The organism is Enterococcus sp. DIV0167, from assembly GCF_050541555.1.
In the GTDB taxonomy this organism is placed as follows: domain Bacteria; phylum Bacillota; class Bacilli; order Lactobacillales; family Enterococcaceae; genus Enterococcus; species Enterococcus faecalis.
In genome coordinates this window covers 1166237-1182939 of record NZ_CP172933.1, presented here as the reverse complement: position 1 = coordinate 1182939, position 16703 = coordinate 1166237, and the positions used below count along the sequence as shown (strand labels likewise).

General features: G+C 37.0%; 14 protein-coding genes. 3 read left to right on the top strand and 11 right to left on the bottom strand.

Going from position 1 to position 16703, the window contains the following annotated elements; translation table 11 throughout:
* Positions 1 to 21: 21 nt before the first annotated feature.
* The 6 genes from IGM09_RS05800 to IGM09_RS05775 form a co-directional block, all read right to left on the bottom strand.
* A complete protein-coding gene (locus IGM09_RS05800; RefSeq protein WP_002369477.1) occupies positions 22 to 1140 on the bottom strand; it encodes a Nif3-like dinuclear metal center hexameric protein in 1119 nt (372 codons plus the stop codon).
* On the bottom strand, positions 1124 to 1840 hold the full coding sequence (locus IGM09_RS05795; protein WP_010775808.1) for a tRNA (adenine(22)-N(1))-methyltransferase: 717 nt from the start codon (positions 1838 to 1840) through the stop codon (positions 1124 to 1126). The genes IGM09_RS05800 and IGM09_RS05795 overlap by 17 nt, the downstream gene beginning before the upstream one ends.
* Positions 1841 to 2042: 202 nt before the next feature.
* Complete coding sequence (gene alaS, locus IGM09_RS05790; RefSeq protein WP_033624948.1) at positions 2043 to 4685, bottom strand: alanine--tRNA ligase; 2643 nt, start codon at positions 4683 to 4685, stop codon at positions 2043 to 2045.
* A 345-nt stretch (positions 4686 to 5030) separates the two neighbouring features.
* The gene (locus IGM09_RS05785) at positions 5031 to 5714 is read right to left on the bottom strand and encodes a helix-turn-helix domain-containing protein (protein ID WP_002374960.1); all 684 of its coding nucleotides are present in this window, start codon (positions 5712 to 5714) and stop codon (positions 5031 to 5033) included.
* A gap of 548 nt (positions 5715 to 6262) precedes the next feature.
* Positions 6263 to 7621: a DEAD/DEAH box helicase gene (locus IGM09_RS05780; RefSeq protein ID WP_002385937.1), complete on the bottom strand. Its 1359-nt coding sequence runs from the start codon at positions 7619 to 7621 to the stop codon at positions 6263 to 6265.
* Positions 7622 to 7674: 53 nt separating this feature from the next.
* Complete coding sequence (locus tag IGM09_RS05775; RefSeq protein WP_002357739.1) at positions 7675 to 8856, bottom strand: VanZ family protein; 1182 nt, start codon at positions 8854 to 8856, stop codon at positions 7675 to 7677.
* 55 nt (positions 8857 to 8911) lie between these two features.
* Here IGM09_RS05775 and IGM09_RS05770 point away from each other — a divergent pair, with 55 nt between their 5' ends.
* Positions 8912 to 9310, top strand: coding sequence for a hypothetical protein (locus IGM09_RS05770; protein ID WP_002382283.1), 399 nt, complete (start codon positions 8912 to 8914; stop codon positions 9308 to 9310).
* 60 nt (positions 9311 to 9370) lie between these two features.
* Here the strand turns inward: IGM09_RS05770 and IGM09_RS05765 are convergent, their stop codons facing one another.
* The 5 genes from IGM09_RS05765 to IGM09_RS05745 form a co-directional block, all read right to left on the bottom strand.
* Positions 9371 to 9709, bottom strand: coding sequence for a zinc ribbon domain-containing protein YjdM (locus tag IGM09_RS05765; RefSeq protein WP_002357741.1), 339 nt, complete (start codon positions 9707 to 9709; stop codon positions 9371 to 9373).
* A gap of 113 nt (positions 9710 to 9822) precedes the next feature.
* On the bottom strand, positions 9823 to 10776 hold the full coding sequence (locus IGM09_RS05760) for a DHH family phosphoesterase (protein WP_002357742.1): 954 nt from the start codon (positions 10774 to 10776) through the stop codon (positions 9823 to 9825).
* A gap of 13 nt (positions 10777 to 10789) precedes the next feature.
* Positions 10790 to 12109 carry a DRTGG domain-containing protein gene (locus IGM09_RS05755; protein WP_002357743.1) on the bottom strand — a complete coding sequence of 440 codons (1320 nt, stop codon included), beginning with the start codon at positions 12107 to 12109 and terminating at the stop codon, positions 10790 to 10792.
* A 9-nt stretch (positions 12110 to 12118) separates the two neighbouring features.
* The gene (locus tag IGM09_RS05750) at positions 12119 to 12793 is read right to left on the bottom strand and encodes a metal-dependent hydrolase (protein WP_002366611.1); all 675 of its coding nucleotides are present in this window, start codon (positions 12791 to 12793) and stop codon (positions 12119 to 12121) included.
* Between the two features lie 204 nt (positions 12794 to 12997).
* Positions 12998 to 14431: an MFS transporter gene (locus tag IGM09_RS05745; RefSeq protein WP_113826049.1), complete on the bottom strand. Its 1434-nt coding sequence runs from the start codon at positions 14429 to 14431 to the stop codon at positions 12998 to 13000.
* Positions 14432 to 14622: 191 nt separating this feature from the next.
* On the opposite strand from IGM09_RS05745, the gene IGM09_RS05740 reads away from it, so the two are divergent.
* Positions 14623 to 14973, top strand: a complete 351-nt coding sequence (locus IGM09_RS05740; protein ID WP_002357747.1) for a helix-turn-helix domain-containing protein — start codon at positions 14623 to 14625, stop codon at positions 14971 to 14973.
* A 335-nt stretch (positions 14974 to 15308) separates the two neighbouring features.
* Positions 15309 to 16430: a hypothetical protein gene (locus tag IGM09_RS05735; RefSeq protein ID WP_002357749.1), complete on the top strand. Its 1122-nt coding sequence runs from the start codon at positions 15309 to 15311 to the stop codon at positions 16428 to 16430.
* The last annotated feature ends 273 nt before the right edge of the window (positions 16431 to 16703 follow it).

Sequence of the window (16703 nt, the reverse complement as noted above, 5' to 3'; positions counted from 1 at the left end):
ACTCCTTTAATCTTCATTTTTTTATTTAAAACGAAATGGGTTGGTATTCGCTTCTGATTCAAAAATGGATACAGCCCACTCATTTTCTTGTTTCCATTGATTCATTAATTCCACAAGTTTTGGCTTACAAAGCGCTTCAATGTAATGACCAGGATCGATAACTGGTAAATCTTCAGCAATCATGTCATGTGCCGTATGATAATACACATCACCAGTAATATAGACATCGGCTTGTTTACGTAATGCATCATGATAGAATTTTTCACCACTTCCACCACAAATGGCTACCCGTTGAATCATTTTAGTATCATCTTTTGCAATGACCCGCAAGCCATCCAATTGGAAAGCTTCCTTAACTTGCTGTACAAAATCAGAGAATCTCACAGGCTTGTCTAATACTCCAACCCGACCTAAACCAAATTCTTTTGATTGATTTTCAATGGTATAAACATCATACGCCGGTTCTTCATAAGGATGCGCCTGTAACATAGCTGCAAGAACTTGTTCTTGTTTAGTTTCAGGGAAAATCACTTCGATTTTTGCTTCTTGGACGACACTTTCTTGACCAATTTCGCCAATCGTTGGATTTGCTCCTTGTGTTGGTGTAAAACGTCCTGTTCCAATTAAAGAGTAACTTGTTTTAGAATAATCACCTTGAGACCCGGCGCCAGCTAGACCTAAAGCTTCTCTCATTTGCGGAGCTTCATCAATTGGCACAAAAACGGCTAATTTTTTATAAGGAACAGTATGTGTTTTAGTTAAAAAGGTGGTCTGTTTAATTCCCAATAATTCACAAAACCAATCGTTTAAGCCATTGTCAATAATATCCATGTTAGTATGCGCTGCGTAAACAGCAATATCGTGTTTTAATAAATCAGCGTACATTTTTTCTTGAAAATTATCTGTGGTTAATCGCTTAACTGGGCGGAAAATAGGTGGGTGTTTCGCAATAATCAAATCAACCTGCTTCTCAATTGCTTCTGCAACGACCTCAGGACGAACATCTAAGGTAACCATCACATTTTCAATTGGTTTATCTAACGTACCAATGTGCAAGCCCACAGGATCTCCCGTTTCTGCTAGCCACTCGGGACAATAGTCATTGAAGCGTCGAATCAATGTCTTACCGTTCACAGCCATTGGTCAGTACCTCCTCAATTAATTGTTGGTCTTGCTGTAGTTTCGCTTGTTTTTCAATATGTTCTCCACTTGCTTTTGCTAGTTGTGCAAGAACAGTTTTGCGCTGTTTTAATTCTCGTTGCCATTTTTTAGTAAAAACCGGTCCTTGTTTTTTAATTAAAACTGGCCCAAATAGTAATTCTTGGTCCGTATAAGAAACGGATTGCTCTGTTTTTTCGGCTACGATAATTTCATACAATTTACGGTTTTCTTCCACGATTGTTTCATCAATAATACTGTAGTCGTTTACCATTAACCAGCGGCGTAAAGTTGGTTCACCAATATTCGGTTGTAAAACAAGGCGTTCCTTCCCTGTTAAACGATTTTTTTTGCGTCCAGCTTCTAAAATATCTCGGATTAATGTGCCGCCCATTCCACAAATACTAATGACGTCTATTTGATCTTCAGGTTCAATTGCATCTAGCCCGTTCGCTAAACGTACGATAATTTTATCCGTCAAATTGGATTTACTGACTTGGGTTTTGGCAGATTGATAGGGGCCTTCCACCACTTCCCCAGCCACAGCAAAAGACAGTTTATTTTCTAACATTAAAGCAACTGGTAAATAAGCATGGTCTGAACCAATGTCTGCTAAGCGACTTCCTCTAGGGATTAAATCACCAACCGTTGCGAGACGTTTTGATAATTGATTTTCATTCATATTTTTGATTCCTCCGTTGCTTATTATACCATTGTCAATTGAAGATGAAAACTTACACATTCGTGCAATCTACTGTTTTCTCTCCGTAATCACTTATCAAAAAGAACCCCCTTCAAAATCAATTTCATAACTTTGAAGAGGGCTGTCATTATTGCTATAAAGAGCATTCTCCTTATATTAATAATAGGGAAAACATTTTTAATTAGGCATTTGCCAACCAGTTTTCAACTTCTGCTAAGGCATCCGCAATCCCTGCTGGATTTTTCCCACCAGCTTGAGCCATATCAGGACGACCACCGCCACCACCGCCAACTTTTGGCGCAATTGCTTTGATTAAGTCACCGGCTTTTAAGCCTTTTCCGTTCATGTCTTTTGTCATAGCCGCTAACAAGCTTACTTTTTCATCTTGTGCAGTTGCCAGAACTAGTACATCAGACAATTCTTTTTGTTTCCATTGGTCAGCCAATTGGCGTAATTGATTCATGTCTTTAACATTGACTTGAGCGGCAATATAACGAACACCATTGATGTCTTTGACATCTTTAAAAATGTCACCAGCTTGTTGGTTCGCTAATTTGCCTGCCAATTGTTCGTTTTCTTTTTGTAGATCACGTAATTGTTGTTGCAATTGCTCTGTTTTCGTAACCACTTCTTTTAATTGAGGTGATTTAACTAGTGTAGCAATCTCTTTCAATTGACGTTCTTCTTCTTGTAAAAGTTGATACGCTTCTTTACTCGTCACTGCCTCAATACGGCGTACTCCTGCACCAATCCCAGATTCAGAAACAATTTTGAAAATCCCGATATCTTCTGTATTAGCAACATGTGTTCCACCACATAATTCGATAGAGTAATCCCCAATATTAACTACACGGACTTCTTTGCCATATTTTTCGCCAAATAACGCCATTGCGCCCATGTTTTTCGCTGTATCAATATCTGTTTCAATTGTGACAACAGGAATAGCTTCCCAGATTTTTTCGTTAACGATGGCTTCCATCCGCGCTAGTTCTTCTGATGTAACTTGCCCAAAATGAGTAAAGTCAAAACGTAGATGTCCTGGTGCAACTAATGAGCCTGCTTGGTTGGCATGCTCCCCTAACACATCTTTTAAAGCACGATGCAATAAATGGGTTGCCGTATGGTTTTTCAAAATACGTGTCCGCATCCGTTCGTCCACTTGCAATTGATAAATTTGACCTTCTGCTAATGGCGCCAAAACTTCTACTTTGTGTAAAAATTGACCGTTTGGTGCTTTTTTCACATCCACCACGTTGGCAACGACTTCCCTTGCGGTATTTTTTACATAGCCGCGGTCAGCAATTTGTCCACCCATTTCAGCATAAAATGGTGTTTCAGCAAAAATTAATTCGGCTGTTCCTACAGATGCTTCATTTACTAGTGCGTCACCTTGAATAATAACAAATAATTCACTATCATGTGTTAATTCTGTATAGCCAACAAATTTACTTTCTACTTTAATATCTGTTAATAAAGCAGATTGAACACCCATTGAAGTTTCTTTACTGCGGGCAGAACGAGCACGTTCACGCTGTGCTTCCATTTCTGTTTCAAACCCAGCATGGTCGACTTTCAAGCCTTCATCTTCTGCAACTTCTTCCGTTAATTCTACGGGGAAGCCAAAAGTATCATAAAGTTTGAAGATAATTTTTCCATCTAATGTATCGCCTTTTGCATCTTTAACTTCTTTAATAACCTCATTTAACATGCTTAAACCTTCATTGATGGTTTCATGGAAACGTTCTTCCTCTGTCCGAACCACTTTTTCGATGAAGTCTTTTTGTTGTAATACTTCTGGATAGTAGCTTACCATGATTTCGCCAACAACAGGCACTAATTTGTATAAAAAGGCTTCATTAATGCCTAATTTTTTCCCGTGCATTACCGCACGACGTAATAAACGACGTAACACATAGCCACGACCTTCATTTGAAGGAAGCGCACCATCACCAATTGCAAAGGATAAAGCACGAATATGGTCAGCAATCACTTTAAAGGAAACATCCGTTTGTGGTGCATCTCCATATTTCACGTTAGTTCCTAAAGCTTCTACCGCATGAATAATTGGCATAAATAAATCAGTTTCAAAATTTGTTGGTGCATCTTGAATGATAGATACAACACGTTCCAAGCCCATGCCCGTATCAATGTTTTTATGTGGTAATGGTTCATACGTATCTTCTGGTGTATGGTTAAATTCAGAGAACACTAAGTTCCAAATTTCTAAATAGCGTTCATTTTCGCCACCAGGATAATTTTCTGGATCATCTTCTGGAATATCTAAAAATTCTTCGCCGCGATCATAAAAGATTTCCGTATCCGGACCACTTGGACCAGCACCGATATCCCAGAAGTTATCTTCTACATCAATAATATGATCTTCAGATAAACCAACTTCATCACGCCAAATGCGTTTTGCTTCTGTATCTTTCGGATAAACAGTCACATATAATTTTTCTGGGTCAAAAGCAAGCCATTCAGCACCAGTTAAAAATTCCCAGGCCCAGTGAATCGCTTCATTTTTAAAATAATCTCCAATTGAGAAGTTCCCTAACATTTCAAACATTGTATGATGACGAGCCGTTTTCCCAACATTCTCAATATCATTTGTACGAATAGATTTTTGAGCATTCGTAATTCTTGGATTTTCTGGCACAACAGAGCCATCAAAATATTTTTTCAAGGTCGCAACACCAGAGTTAATCCATAATAATGTTGGATCGTTTACTGGTACTAAAGAAGCGCTTGGTTCTACTGAATGTCCTTTAGACTTAAAGAAGTCTAAATACATTTGGCGAACTTGACTACTTGTTAATTCTTTCATTGATTTTCCTACTTTCTATTAATAATTAACTATTTATATTTTGTACCCTCTTAAGTGGCAGATTGTGAACACAAAAAACACCATTGCAGTCAAGGACGATTGCTCGCGGTACCACCTTGATTGCAATGATGTTGGATCATTACCTCTTAAGCTCTATAACGCAGAGTCGCGTTGATATTTCTATCAAGTCCATCTAAAGGGAGCAAGTAAATTTATCTGATGCCCTTCTCTCAGCAATGAACGGCTTTCTGTGATCAAAATAAGATTCCTCATATCCTTTAGCTTATAGTCAAAAGTATAAGAAAGATCTGCTAAAAAGTCAATTGTTTTCGTAGGAATCTTTCCTTACTGAGCTGTTTCAAATAACGTTTGCTCTAAATAAGGCAAAATTTGTTCATTTATTTGATACCCTTTTCCCCAAGAGGTTGTAATAATCTCTTCGTTCATACCTGCATCACTAAATTTTTGTTTCACTCGTTTACATACGAAAGACAGCTGCGATTTTGTAGAAGCATCTGGTTCTTTCTGCCAAAGCAAGCGACAAATTTGATCACGATCCAACCCTTCGTGGGCATGCTGATACAAGATTTTTAAAAAGCGTTGCTCGTTTTTTGTAAAGCGAATCTTTTTTACTTGGTCATCAAGTAGCTCGGCTGTGACTTCGGCAAAACTTTGATCGACAGTGTCAATTTTTTCACGAATATCTTCCAATGAATCTTTGAGGCCTAACCACCGGATAATACCTCTTTCCTGCCAAATCTCCGCTTCACGTTTATTACACATCGATTGTGAACGTCGATAAATCGGCTTCTCTAACGATGAAAGACTTCCTAATAATCTCAAGCAATCGTTCTGAGAAAGTGTTTCGCTTAATACAATTGCATCAAAATAATTAAAAAAAGTTAACTCATGTTCTATAGTTTCTTCAAAGCAGTTCGTACAAAAGACTTCATAATTTAAATGTTGTAATTGCTGCTGAAATGTTTGCTCAACTAAAATGTTCTTTGTTAATACCAAAATCCTTCTCATTTCTTCTTTCCTCCTAAAAATTCTCTCTGCTACCAATAACTAAACGCACCAACCAAACTACGTTACCAAATTGCGTGTTTCCTCCAGCGATTGATTAATAAACACCTTTTTATCTTCATCTCTCTTAGCTCCTTTATTCTTTATTTTGGTGGTTATTTATATTATATTAGAAAATGAATTTTTTTGTGTGTAAAATTTTTTTATCCTCCGTAAAAAAAAATGAATTTCCTTTAATATCAGCTAATAAAGCCGATTTTTTAACAAAAAAAGAGCCGAAACTTCCTACTTTTTGCTAAAACACGCCAAAAATTCTGTAATTTTATTATTTTTTTCTTGAGAAAACATCAAAATGTTGATCTTTAACACTAACATTTTGATGTTTTCGACAAAAATCTTTACAATTAATTGGTAAATTTCTCTACTTTTAGCAATAGTCACTTTAAAAAAAGAGTTATTTTAAAAGTGACTTAAATATTTATCATATAAAAAAGTAAGGGACGAGAATCTTTACGATTCTCGTCCCTTACTTTCTATAATCCACAACGTTTTTAGTTAGAAGAATTCTTTTTTGCTTTTCTAGCAGAACGATCTTTTTGACGACGTTCAATTTTACGTTTTTTCTTATTGCTGTCTTCAATTGCCCAATTAATTTTTTTCTTGTATCCTGGTTTAATTTTTTTCTTTTTCTTTTTCACTAAACCAATTAACGTTGGGTCTAATTCTTCTCGAGATTTTTCTCGTTTTGTTCGACGGTTGCGATCATACGTCTCTACAATCTCACCATTTTTAATTTCTTTTGGTTTGAAAGAAACACCTAATTGCTCAATCTGAGTAATCGCTTCATCATCTGCTGGTGAATATAATGTTATGGCAGTCCCATTCAATCCATTACGTCCTGTGCGGCCAACCCGATGGATAAAGAAGTCCAATTCATGTGGAACTTCTGCATTGATGACATGTGAAACCCCTTCAATATCAATCCCACGTGCGGCTAAATCAGTAGCTACCACATATTGGTAGTCAAGATTTTGAACTTGACGCATCACACGTTTTCTTTCGCGTGGTGTAATGTCTCCATGAATTTTGGCAACTTTTAGGCCCTGATCTTTTAAGTAATCGGTGATTTCATCAACTCTTTGTTTAGTATTTGCAAAAACAATCGCTAAATAAGGATGCCCGATAGTCAATAATTGATAAATTATTTGATTGCTGTTTTTTCCTTTGGTGGAAATCAACCAATTGTCAATTGTTTCTGAAATAACTGCTTTTGGTTTGATATGTTCAATCACTGGATTTTCTAAATATTTTTTTAAGAATGGTCGTAATTTTTCTGGAATGGTTGCAGAAAAAACGAGCATTTGTAATTTTTCTGGCAAACGGCCAGCAATTTGATCGACTTCTGCTAAAAAGCCCATATCTAATGTCATGTCTGCTTCATCGACAACAAAGGCAAAAGCCGTATGCACTTTCAAGGCTTGTTCATTCATCATATCTAAAATACGCCCTGGTGTACCAATCACCACATGAGGTTGCTGATGCTTTAATTTATTTAATTGACGTTGTTTATCTGTTCCGCCAACAAAATTTGACACGCGAATTTCTGGTTGACTGAAACGAGCCAGTTGCTGCGCTTCTTGATAAATTTGATTGGCTAATTCACGACTAGGCGCAGTAATCACAATTTGTACTTCGTCGATAGTTGGCTTAACTTTATCCATTAATGGAAGTAAAAAAGTATGCGTCTTTCCACTTCCTGTTTGCGATTGTCCAATGACACTTTTCCCTTTCTTAATGATTGGGATTAATTTTTCTTGGACTTCTGTTGGTTCTTCAAACCCTTTTTCTGCGAGTGCTTCGTTGATAAAAGGTTGAAATTGAAATTGTTTAAATGAAGGCACTTGCCTCACCTCTTCTCGTTAAATTCTTTATGCACTTTGGCATTATAACACAAAAACAACTTTTACTCACCTGCTGATTCCTTTGTTTTCGCAACTTCTAATGTACTGACTGTATAAGTATGGCTGGCTTTTTCATAAAACAAACGCCGTTTTTTACGAATCAAGGTTAACAAAACGTTGATCAAAAACAGTAAATATAAAATTAAACAGAACAAATACAGAAGCAGTGACACCATTTGCAACATCCGATTAGAAGAATTCAATAAATCAGTGGCATTGGCTAGATAAATACTAATTAAACCATACACAAAATACAAATAACCGTAGCGAACAAACAAGGCTTTTAAACGAATTTTTTCATGTCCTGTTTCAACCACCCGAATGCGAACAACTTTTTTCCCTAACGTTTGACCGTTTGTCAGTTTCATCATGACGATAAAGACCGCAAAAACCATGATAAAGAACCACATCCGATCTGAAAAAATCGGATAATTGGTTGCCCAATTTTTATAAGCTGGAATGAAATTTAGTCCAAAAACGAGCAGGCCTTGCACAAAGCCAATCACCAACCAATCAATCCCCCATGCAAAGAAACGTCTTAACAGGCTAACTGTCTGCCCTTTTTCATAAGAGGTGGCATCAATTTCTTCTCTTGTTGGCAATAAAAAGGTAAAGAGTGGCGTCAACCAATAACCAACTATGCCTCCGACGGTATTATTAATTAAATCATTGACATCCGCCAAGCGATACGAACGTGGATAAATAAAATAAAGGCCAGATAACTGTGTTAATTCAAAAAATAATGACAATAAAAAACTCGCAAGAACTGTTTTTAAAAATGAACATTTGAAATAATACCGTAAATACACACCAAAAGGTAAAACTAATAAAACATTAAACAGTGGTTCTAAAACGGCATGCTGTTTTAATGCTGGCAAATACGTACTTGGATCTTTGAGCGAAAAAACAGTTTCGTTTAAAATCCCTGAAATAAAATGAAAAGGCCGCAGTTCCATTGTTGGTCCTGTGTATTGAGCCACTTCTGCCCGAGATGGCAAAGGTAAAATCACCAAGAAATAGGCACATAATAAATAAAAAACAAATGAATACAAAATCATTGCTCGTGTCCAAACAAAGGAACCATATTTGCGGTATTCATAGATTAATAATGCCCCAGAAATAAAAAATGCTAGAAACGGGAAAATAATGATTGCCCATTTAATTGGTTCGCTATATACTGCCATAAAAATTCCTCCAAGATAAACAATTTCAAGTATGAATGCCTCAATAACACTATACTTGTTTCTAAAAAAATGTACCAACAATAAATTTTATTTTGCAAATCCTCTCCTTTGCAGTATCATTAAGAAAAAGGAGGACGTTCTCATGTTACAGCCATATTTTGCGTTTGGAGTGCCGCTATTTTTACTTGTGCTCTACTTACTCTTTGCACTGATTCACCGTCAAACAACGATTCATTATTTACGGTTTATTTTGTTACTTATTTCAACATTTCTCATGGTTTTTAGTTTCCAAGTATTGCAAGAATCATGGACCATCAACCCTGAAACGTTAAAAGATGCCGCTTATTCTCCGCAATGGTTATGGATTCCTTTAGGTATCGGGTTAATCCTCACACTTTACAACGCTTGGCACGGCCTTCGTACAATGATAAAATACAAGACCGATAAACATTAGTAAGAGTCTAGGACGATGGTTGTGTCCTAGACTCTTACTGTCTCATCATTCAAATGAAATTTAATTTTTCTTAACAAACTCTGATTTTAACTTCATTGGACCAAAGCCATCTACCTTACAGTCGATGTTATGATCACCTTCCACTAAACGAATGTTTTTCACTTTTGTGCCTTGTTTAATTGCGCCACTGGCACCTTTAACTTTCAAATCTTTGATTACAGTAACACTGTCACCATCCGCTAAAAGATTGCCATTTGAGTCCTTGACTACTAAGCCTTCTTCTGCAACTTCTTCTGTTGGTGACCATTCATGACCGCATTCTGGACAAATAAATAATCCGCGATCTTCATAGGCATATGCCGACCCACATTCAGGGCAGTTTGGTAATTGCTCTGTCATTAACGTTCTCCTTTGTAAAAAATAATTCTTTTTCATTTTACCTTATTTTCTAGTGAATGAAAAGTAGTCCTAATGATTTATCAACGTCCGATAACTACTTTCTAATTGCTTATTTATTTTTGAGCCCACTCTTGGCAAGCTGCTTGGATTTCTTGGTAAATCACTTCAATTTCAGCCGCATCACGTGCATTAGCGCCACTTGCCAAAGGATGGCCGCCGCCATGATGTTTTTTAGCAATTGTATTAATGATTGGTCCTTTGGAACGTAACCGAACGCGATAATAACCTTCCGGCTGTTCAACAAAGATTGCCCATGAGAGAACATCTTCAATTTTTCCTGGCATTGAAACAATGGCTGCCGTTTCAGAATCGACAATATCATAACTGTTTAAAATACTTTGTGGTAAAACGACACGAGCAGCGCCATTTGCGTCGATTTCTAAATTTTGATAAATATAACCCGCTAATTTAGCAACCTTTAAAGGCATTTGGTCTAACTCACGATTTAAGTCTGCGGCATTAAAGTTAAACGTACGCAATTGCGCAGCGACAGCGAGTGTATGCGCCGAAGTGGAAGGATAAAGAAAACGTCCTGTATCCCCCACAATCCCAGCATACAATAAACGAGCTGCATTATCTGTCATCGTTAATTCTGCTAAATGCTGTTGCCAAAAATCAACAATAATTTCACTACAACTACTTGCATTTGTATTCACCCAAACTAAATCTCCATAGGGTTCATCATTCGGATGATGATCGATTTTAATTAATTGATCGCCTAAAGAAAAACGCGCATCACTAATTCGTGGAGCATTTGCAGTATCTGTTACAATGACTAATGCACCTCGATAGACATCGTCAGTAATAACGTCCATTTCAGCTAAAAACTCTAAGCCTTCCACTGGTCCGCCTACTTGATAAATATTTTTTTCAGGAAAGCTCGCTCTTAAGAGTTCTGCTAACCCAACCTGTGAGCCAATTGCATCTGGATCGGGCCTTTGATGTCTATGAATAATAATTGTTTCATATTGTTTAATTGCTGCCATAATTTCTTTTACTACGTCCATTCTTTGTAGCCTCCTACGTTCTCTCCATCACTTGGCAAACAACAATTGCTTTTGCCACAATGACATTTTCTAAATAAACTTCAATATCTAATTTTGCAGAGCGACGGCCAATTTCTAAAATCCGTGGACGAATGTCCAATTCACTTTCCAGCTGGATTAGCCGCAAATAATGTAGATTCACTTGTTCAATTAATACGTTTCTTTTTTGATTCATCAACATTGTTCGTTGTGTCACGTTAGAAATAATTTCACTTAGGACACCGAACGAGATGGTACCAACACTGTTAACCATTTGGGGCGCAACCGAAAAACGAAAACGGGTTGTTTCTTTGCCATTTTCTTCAACAGGCATCACTTCCCCGGAAATTTGATCTGAAATTGTATCTGCAATTTGTGGTTGTCGTTGCACCAATTGCATGGCTTTCATCACATCTTGGCGAGAAACAATTCCAACAAGCGCTAAATCATCTTCCACCACCGGCATGACTTCTAGACCATCCCAAATCATTTGATGACTGACACTCGCTACACTCATCATCTTTTTCACAACATTGGGGTCCTTTGTCATGACTTTATCCACGGTTAAATGTTCACTTTTACCAATGACATCTTTGGCTGTGACAATCCCCACTAAACGTAATTTCTTATTTACTACTGGGAAACGAGAATGATGGGTACTTTCAGATAATGCCTGATAATCTGCAATCGTTTGAGTTGTCAACAAATAATTGGTTTTTTCAAGCGCTGTATAAATATCACTGACGAGTAAAATGTCTTTTTTAATCAGCTGATCACTTAAAGCACGGTTAATCATAGTAGCCACAGTAAATGTATCATATGTGGTTCTCAAGACAGGCATACCCAGACGATCTGCTAACTGCGCAATCTCTTCAGATGTTTCAAATCCACCTGTAATTAAAACGGCTGCCCCATTTTCTAAAGCAAGCTTTTGCACACCTTGGCGGTTACCAACAATCATTAAGGAGCCTGGAGTAATATATCGCGTCATCGCGGTTTCTGTCATCGCACCAATTACAAATTTATTAAGGACTTTGTCTAGACCAGAGCTACCGCCTAACACATCCCCTTCAATAATCCGGACCACTTCACCAAATGTTAATTTTTCAATATGTTTTTTTAACTTCCGCTCAATTCGTATCGTACCAACACGTTGAATGGTGGAAACAAGCCCAATATTTTCTGCATCTTTGATGGCCCGATACGCTGTTCCTTCACTAACACTTAAACTTTTGGCAATGCTTCGAACAGAGATTCGATCGCCAATTGGTAATTCTTCAATATGTTTTAAAATTTGATCATGTTTCGTCGCCATAATTTCCTCCTAAACTAGGATCGTCTCTCCTGGGTTTAATACTTTCCCGCCAACTACTTGCTCTGCGAATATTGCTGGATTTTGTTGGATAACAGGAAAGGTATTGTAATGAATTGGAATTGTTATTTTGGGATTTAAGTAAGAGACTGCTTCTAGCGCATCCTCTGGTCCCATCGTATAATTATCGCCAATTGGTAAGAACGCTACATCAATGGATTTGTCTTTTGCAAAAAGGCGCATATCTGAAAACAACGCCGTATCACCAGCGTGATAAATTTTTTTATCTTCTGCTTCTAAAATAATCCCACTTGCTTCGCCCATGTAGGTCATTACGCCGTCTATTTCATAACCGGAACTATGCAAAGCTGGCACAAATTTAACCGAACCAAAAGGAAAGACATAACGCCCACCTAGATTCATTCCATGCGCTTTTACCCCTTGCGACTGTGCATACGTAGCCACTTCAGCTATCGCAATAATTGTTGCCTTGTTGGCTTGAGCAATTGCTAGCATATCGCCAATATGATCGCTGTGTCCGTGAGTGATTAAGATGTAATCAGGGTGTAAATCTTCAAGTGAAACGTCCGCTAAAGGGTTCCCATTAATAAAAGGATCAAATAAAAGGTTCGTGCCGTCGTTTAGACGAATTTCAATACATGAATGTCCATGTCCTATCAGTTCCATTTGTATTCCTCCTACGGTATTTTCTACACACTCTTATGATAATTAATCGTCAAATTCATTCTTAAAAGTAGTACAGTTTAGTACAGTTTACTTTCTTTATTGTAACAGAGAATTAGAAATATACAATCGCATTTGCTTATTTTCTTAGCTAGTAAAGAAACAGACGAGAAAAATCATGAATCTTTCTCGTCTGTTTCTTTTTACTTATTTGGTTGTTTTCCGAAAACGTAAAATCGTTAATATAAAGGCCGCCACACATAATAGAAAGGCGACAAAAAAGGTTTCACGCATTCCCACAATAAATATATCTGGGCGATTAGCCAGATACGTGGTTACTCGTTCACCATAGGCTTCGCTCATACCACGATATAAAATGGTCGTTGACAACGCAATCCCAATGACCATCCCTAAGTTTCTAGCAAAAGAATTCATACTTCCTGCTACACCTAAATCTTGCTTTTCAACACTGCTCATAACCATTGTATTGTTTGGAGACTGGAAAAGTGCATTTCCCAAGCCCATAATGGCTGTTGCAATCACATAATACCAGATGGGCGAGTTCATATCTAAAAACATATACATTAACGACGTACAGCACAAGAGCAACAATCCGCCAAACGTTAAAATAGCTGGGCCAATTTTATCCGTCAAATAGCCACTCAGAGGAGCCCCAACCACCATTAATAACGGAAATACCATCATTAATAGACCAGCATAACTAGCACTTAGTTTGCGTGCATCCTGCAAATAAAATGGAATGACAACATTTACAAAAAAGTTTGAGGCAAAAATTAAAACGGCGGACAATAAACTTAATGTAAAAATTTTGTTTTTAAAAATTGCGAACTTAATAAGTGGGCTTTTTCTTTTTCGTTCAACCATTATAAATAATCCTAATGCGATTACTGCAATAATGAACAATAAATAGGATTGTAACGAGCCAAACCCGCTCTCTTGTCCGAGGAAAATCCCACCGAAGAACGTCATAATCGCAATGGCAATACAAGCAAATCCTGAAAAATCGATTTTTTCTTTTGTTTTTGTAATATCTTTTGGTAGAAACTTTTCGCCAATTAAAATTGTAACTAGCCCCACAGGAACATTAATCCAAAAAATATACGACCAAGAAAAGTTTGATAAGATCAATCCACCAATCCCAGGACCAGCAATCGCGCCTAAAGAGACAAAGGCACCTACTGCACCAAGCGCCCGCCCTCTTTCATTTAAAGGGAATACTTCCGTAATAATTCCTGAATTGGTCGCCATGGTCATGCTAGCACCAATACTTTGAACGACTCGCGCAAATAATAGAAAGCTCAGCGATTGATTAAAGCCACAAAGTAACGAACCAATCGTAAAAATAACCGTGCCAATTCGATAAACTTTTATTTTTCCAAAACTGTAGCCAATTTTTCCAAATAATAATAAACAAGCACAGACAACCATTAAATAAATAGATACGACCCATTCCGCTTGATTCATGGGTACGGACATTTCTTTTGAAATAGTCGGTAAAGCAATATTTACAATGCTGGAATCTAATGTAGACATGAAGGTAAACATAGCCACAGAAACTAAGATCCACCAACGATTTTTCTGCACTTCAGAATCCTCTTGGTAACTTTTAATTTTCTCCATTGATTCATCCCCTCTCGCTCCAAAACAGTTTACTTACTAATAATAACTCTATTTCTTCTTTTTTTCATCGGAAATTTTCTAAAAAATCACTCATGAGATGTTCACCTTCTTATTACACGCTCGCAATTGACAACCATTCGCTTTTACGCTAATTTAAAATTAGCAAACGGAAAACACAAGGAGGACTTGAAATGACCTTAATTTCTCGCATTAAACAACTAGCTCAGTCAAAGCAATTAACCCTCGCCCAATTAGAAAGAAACGTCGGCATTTCCAATGGACAAATTCGTCGTTGGGATACCTCTTCGCCTAAAGTAGAGAATCTTTTAAAAATAGCAGACTATTTTTCTGTTTCCTTGGACTATTTAATGGGCCGCACCCAACAAACAGAGATCAATCATCAGGCACCTATGACAAGCACACAAAAAGAGTTACATATTCACATTACTACGGAAGAGTTAACAGAAGAAGAAATTACTCAGTTAGAGGAAGAAGCAAATCGTTTCTTGCGGTTCCGTAAATTTGAAATGACAAATTCTTAAAGAGCGTTCACTTCTCCTAGTCAATTAATAGCAAAAACTAGAACCTAAATAAAAAAACCACCACGACCGTCGTCTGTGGTGGAAATGAAGGTTGTTATTTACTCTTGGTAGGAGTAAGTATGAAAAAACCAATTCGGGATAATTGGCATAACGTAAGTATAGTGGTTTGTGCCTTTTTTATCATGAGTTTCAGCTATATTTTTTATAAAACTTTTATTAGAACACCATTAACAGTCCTTTATTTAGATTCTTTAAAGCGTTTTCTTTTATTGAACATATTGTTTTAAACATTCGATTTCCTGTGCTACACTTACTTTTAGAAGGGGGATTTTATTATGGCAAATCAAAAAAAAGATAGCTTATCAACATTATTTTCTGAAGAAGTTCATGGACCGTTTGTTACTTTCTTGTTTAACACCCATGTCGCTCATCAAAACGTAGAAAAAGATTCGCTTGTTTTGAAAAATTTTGCAAAAGCGGCAAAAACACGCTTTGAAAAAAAATTTCCTGAGGAAAAATGGGCTGTTTTCCAAGAAAAAATTGACGCACTTCTAGCTGATGCTTCCTTCTGGCGCAACGGCACAGCAAGTGTTTCAATCATCTTATCTCCAGAGAACACCTTTGTTCAACGATTAGATGTGCCCGTTGACGATCAATATTACGTGGACACGATTCCTTATTTACTTGGACTAGTCAAAGACAAACAATTTAACTACCATTATTACCTACTTGCTCTAAATCGTGATTCAATGAAACTTTACAAGGTTGATCATACGACTGTGACTCCTGTTGAATTGCCTAAAGATGCACCAACAGACGTGGTCACAGCTTTAGGTGATGAATTAACGGGTGGTAATTTAAACTTTTCAACTCAAGGTAGTTCTAACGGTTCTAAAGAAGGTGTCGCTTATCATAGCATCAATACTAAAGATAAAGAAGTTGAAATTGATTGGGTGAACTACTATCAAGCAGTCGATACTTTCTTAAAAGATCAACTGGATAATCCTGAAAAATTACCGCTTTATCTTTATGCTTTACCAGAAAACCAAACACTCTTTAAAAAGATTGCTAAAAACCCTTATTATGATTGCTCAATTTCAGTTGCTGCTTCACCTGCACAAGCAACCATTCAAGATATCCGCAGCGCTAGTGAAAAAATAGCTGCAGAGTTAACAGAAAAAGAAACAGCTTCTTATAACAAATTACTAGATCGTAAATTCTTAGATCAATTTACAGATATTTCGCCAGCGGCAGCTGACGGCAAAATTTCCCATCTTTTTATTGCAACGTCACTCTTTGTTACTGAAAACAATGAAATGTCATCTGAAGAGTATGATCGTCGCAAACTTTTAAACACCATTGCCTACCAAGTCATTCAAAACGGCGGTCAAGTTTTTGTTTTAGACCAAAAAGCTGCACCAGATGAAAAATCTTTAGCGGCTATCCTCCGTTATTAAAAACAGGCAAAAAGCCCATTGTAAGAAAGCGCCTTACAATGGGCTTTTTTTCTGAGTCTTATTGAAACAGCACTATAACAGCCTTATCTTCACTTTCTAGTTTTTAAAAAACATCCGATAAAAAAGAAAATAAGGTTATCGCTATACAAAAACCAGTTAGTATGCTATAGTAATAGATGTAGTTTTTGTTCGGTAATATGGGTAGCTGTTTCAAATAAACATCTTCCACATTTTTCACCTTTCAAGTAATTGCAAAATATGAATGTGTTATAA

Bases quoted from the DNA above. Each gene is read 5' to 3' on its own strand.
- IGM09_RS05800 (WP_002369477.1), bottom strand. From the start codon at position 1,140: ATGGCTGTGAACGGTAAGACATTGATTCGACGCTTCAATGACTATTGT.
- IGM09_RS05795 (WP_010775808.1), bottom strand. From the start codon at position 1,840: ATGAATGAAAATCAATTATCAAAACGTCTCGCAACGGTTGGTGATTTA.
- alaS (WP_033624948.1), bottom strand. From the start codon at position 4,685: ATGAAAGAATTAACAAGTAGTCAAGTTCGCCAAATGTATTTAGACTTC.
- IGM09_RS05785 (WP_002374960.1), bottom strand. From the start codon at position 5,714: ATGAGAAGGATTTTGGTATTAACAAAGAACATTTTAGTTGAGCAAACA.
- IGM09_RS05775 (WP_002357739.1), bottom strand. From the start codon at position 8,856: ATGGCAGTATATAGCGAACCAATTAAATGGGCAATCATTATTTTCCCG.
- IGM09_RS05765 (WP_002357741.1), bottom strand. From the start codon at position 9,709: ATGACAGAGCAATTACCAAACTGCCCTGAATGTGGGTCGGCATATGCC.
- IGM09_RS05760 (WP_002357742.1), bottom strand. From the start codon at position 10,776: ATGGACGTAGTAAAAGAAATTATGGCAGCAATTAAACAATATGAAACA.
- IGM09_RS05755 (WP_002357743.1), bottom strand. From the start codon at position 12,109: ATGGCGACGAAACATGATCAAATTTTAAAACATATTGAAGAATTACCA.
- IGM09_RS05750 (WP_002366611.1), bottom strand. From the start codon at position 12,793: ATGGAACTGATAGGACATGGACATTCATGTATTGAAATTCGTCTAAAC.
- IGM09_RS05745 (WP_113826049.1), bottom strand. From the start codon at position 14,431: ATGGAGAAAATTAAAAGTTACCAAGAGGATTCTGAAGTGCAGAAAAAT.
- IGM09_RS05740 (WP_002357747.1), top strand. From the start codon at position 14,623: ATGACCTTAATTTCTCGCATTAAACAACTAGCTCAGTCAAAGCAATTA.
- IGM09_RS05735 (WP_002357749.1), top strand. From the start codon at position 15,309: ATGGCAAATCAAAAAAAAGATAGCTTATCAACATTATTTTCTGAAGAA.